General features: G+C 73.7%; 4 protein-coding genes. 2 read left to right on the forward strand and 2 right to left on the reverse strand.

The genetic code is table 11. The features are described from left to right. Positions 1-23: 23 nt before the first annotated feature. Entirely contained in the window at positions 24-710 is a 687-nt protein-coding gene (locus tag AB0O00_RS35020; protein ID WP_363658745.1) for an ABC transporter ATP-binding protein, read from the reverse strand. Further along, a complete protein-coding gene (locus AB0O00_RS35025; RefSeq protein WP_363658747.1) occupies positions 707-1,240 on the reverse strand; it encodes a PadR family transcriptional regulator in 534 nt (177 codons plus the stop codon). The genes AB0O00_RS35020 and AB0O00_RS35025 overlap by 4 nt, the downstream gene beginning before the upstream one ends. A 128-nt stretch (positions 1,241-1,368) precedes the next feature. Here AB0O00_RS35025 and AB0O00_RS35030 point away from each other — a divergent pair, with 128 nt between their 5' ends. Continuing rightward, complete coding sequence (locus AB0O00_RS35030; RefSeq protein ID WP_363658749.1) at positions 1,369-2,097, forward strand: dienelactone hydrolase family protein; 729 nt, start codon at positions 1,369-1,371, stop codon at positions 2,095-2,097. Between the two features lie 113 nt (positions 2,098-2,210). Further along, the gene (locus AB0O00_RS35035; protein WP_363658751.1) at positions 2,211-2,639 is read left to right on the forward strand and encodes a LysR family transcriptional regulator; all 429 of its coding nucleotides are present in this window, start codon (positions 2,211-2,213) and stop codon (positions 2,637-2,639) included. The last annotated feature ends 12 nt before the right edge of the window (positions 2,640-2,651 follow it).

Genomic DNA, 2,651 nt, shown 5'->3' on the forward strand with positions numbered 1-2,651 from the left:
GACCGTGCCGTCCGTCGGGCCGCTCATATCGCCGCCGCCAGGTCGCGGGTGCGGCCGTCGCGGACGACGACCTCCCGGTCGGCGTAGGCGGCGACGCGGACCTCGTGGGTGACGAGGACGACGGCCGCGCCGGACTCCCGGGCGGCGCGGGTCAGGAGCTTCATGACCCGCTCGCCGTTGAGCGAGTCGAGCGCGCCGGTCGGCTCGTCGGCGAACACGGCCCTGGGCTCGGTGATCAACGCCCGTGCCGCGCCGACGCGTTGCCCCTGGCCGCCGGAGATCTCGCCGGGGCGCTTGGCGGCGACGTCCGCCACCTCCAGGCGCTCCAGCCACTCGACCGCGCGTGCCTCGGCGGCCCGGCGGCGCATGCCGTTCAGGCGCAGCGGCAGGGCGACGTTCTCCAGGCAGGAGAGCTCGGGCACGAGCTGGCCGAACTGGAAGAGGAAGCCGAACTCGGTGCGCCGCAGGGCGGAGAGCTCGGCGTCCGAGCAGGCGGTGAGGTCGCGGCCGCGGTAGTCGATCGTGCCGCTGTCGGGGCGGGTGATCCCGGCCAGGCAGTGCAGCAGCGTGGACTTGCCGGAGCCCGACGGGCCCATCACGGCGACGAGTTCGCCGGCCGCGACGGTGAGCGAGGCGCCCTCCAGGGCGGGGGTGAGCCCGTAGGACTTGTGCAGGTCGCGGGCGGTGAGCAGGGGTTCGGGGGCGGTCATCGCTGGGACTCCGTGATGCGGGCGGCGAGTTCGTCGAGGCGCGCGGCGGTCAGTTCGAGCCAGCGCAGGTCGGCCTCCAGGTGGAACAGCGCGTGGTCGCAGATCAGTTCGTCGGCGAGGTCGCCGTCGAGCTTGCGGCGGGTCAGCTCGCGCATGGCCTTGAGGTGTTCGGAGCGCTGGAGGTCGAGGACGTCGGCGGCGGAGCGGCCGGTCAGCAGGGCGAGCACGACCTTCTGGTACAGCGTGCTCTGCAGGTACGGCTCCGGGCTCTCGGGGTGGCCGAGCCAGTCGGCGAGGTCGGTGACGCCGGCCTCGGTGATCGCGTACTTCTTGCGGTCCGGGCCGCCGCCCGCCTCGACGCCCTCCACGACGACGAGCCCGTTCTTCAGCAGCCGGGACAGCGTCGAGTACACCTGCCCGTAGTGCAGGGAGCGGTCCCGCCCGAAGTGCTCGTCGTAGAGCCGTTTGATGTCGTATCCGTGGCGGGGCTGGGCTTCCAGCAGGCCGAGGAGCATCTGACCGAGTGACATGCCGGGAACTATACACATCATGTATACAGGGGTGTGCATAGTGGTCGACCCGGGGTTTCGCGCCGCGGTGGCGCTAGGATGCGCGCGACATCGCCCGGGATCACCGGGCCGACCTCATGGGGGACTTGATGAGTGGTCAGTGGCAGGAGCTCGGCACGCCGGGCGGCATCGAGGCGTACGTCCACCGCCCCGAGGGCGAGGTGCGCGGCGCGGTCGTCGTCTGCCCCGAGCTGTACGGGGTCAACGCCTACGCCCGCGGCGTCTGCGCGGAGCTGGCCGGGCTCGGGTACGTCGCGCTGGCGCCCGACTTCTACTGGCGCAGCCGGCGGCGCACCGAGCTCGGCTACAGCGCCGAGGAGCGCGAGGAGGGCCTGGTGCTGATGCGCGCCCTCGACCGCGACCAGCTCGTCGGCGACGCCGCCGTCGCGCTCGACGCCGCCCGCGCCTGGGCCGACGGGCGCGGAGTGGCGTTCGTGGGCACGAGCATGGGCGGCCACATCGCGGTGCGTGCGGCCACCGAGCTGCGCTTCGAGCTCGCCGCCGCGTTCTACCCGGGCTGGCTGCTCAACTCCGGCTTCCCGCTGGTCGGTCCGGTGCCGCCGCTGGAGACGGCGGAGCGCATCGCCGCCAACGGCGTGTACCTGCTGGGCTTCTGCGGCGAGCTCGACCACATCCTCCCGCCCGCCGAGTGGCAGGAGGCCGAGCGGAAGCTGACGGAGGCCAAGGTCGGCCACGAGCTGGTCACGTACCCGGGCGCCCGGCACGGCTTCGCCGCCGACCGCCCGGCGGACCACGACGCCGCCGCCACGGCCGACGCCTGGCGCCGCGTCCACGAGGCCCTGGCCGAGCGGTTGTAGCTCCCGGGCCCGGATTTCGGGGCGCACGCCCCGGCGCCGTCGGGCGTCGGGCGCCCGGATTTCGGGGTGCACGCCCCCTGGGGTCGGTCGGCGCCAGGTCGTACACTCCCGGAATGGACCGCAGGACACCGCCCGCACTCTCCGAGCTGCCGCTCCAGGAACTGCAGTGCTTCGCCGTGCTGGTCCACCAGCTGCACTTCGGCCGCACCGCCGGGCTGCTCGGGGTCTCGCAGGGCCGGGTCTCCCAATTGATCAAGCGGCTGGAGGGCCGGGTCGGCGCGCCGGTGTTCGAACGGACCAGCCGGCGGGTGGAGTTGACAGAGCTGGGGCGCGCACTGGCCGAGCAGGTGGTGCCGGCCTTCGAGCAGCTGCGGGAGGGCTTCGACGCGGCCCGGGCGCGGGCGGCGGCGCAGGACCGGCCGATGCGCGTCGGCTTCCAGTGCGTGGTGTACGAGCCGGTGGCCCGGGCCGTCGCCGGGCTGCCGGAGGGCCCGCCGCACCCTCCTCGCGCCGTTCCGCTACCTTCCCGTCACTGTACGTGAGTTGAGTGCGGG

It is taken from the genome of Kitasatospora sp. NPDC093558 (assembly GCF_040683475.1).
In the GTDB taxonomy this organism is placed as follows: Bacteria; Actinomycetota; Actinomycetes; order Streptomycetales; family Streptomycetaceae; genus Kitasatospora.

Coding starts and splice junctions, on each gene's coding strand:
- AB0O00_RS35020 (WP_363658745.1), bottom strand. CDS start 710: ATGACCGCCCCCGAACCCCTGCTCACCGCCCGCGACCTGCACAAGTCC.
- AB0O00_RS35025 (WP_363658747.1), bottom strand. CDS start 1,240: ATGTCACTCGGTCAGATGCTCCTCGGCCTGCTGGAAGCCCAGCCCCGC.
- AB0O00_RS35030 (WP_363658749.1), top strand. CDS start 1,369: ATGAGTGGTCAGTGGCAGGAGCTCGGCACGCCGGGCGGCATCGAGGCG.
- AB0O00_RS35035 (WP_363658751.1), top strand. CDS start 2,211: ATGGACCGCAGGACACCGCCCGCACTCTCCGAGCTGCCGCTCCAGGAA.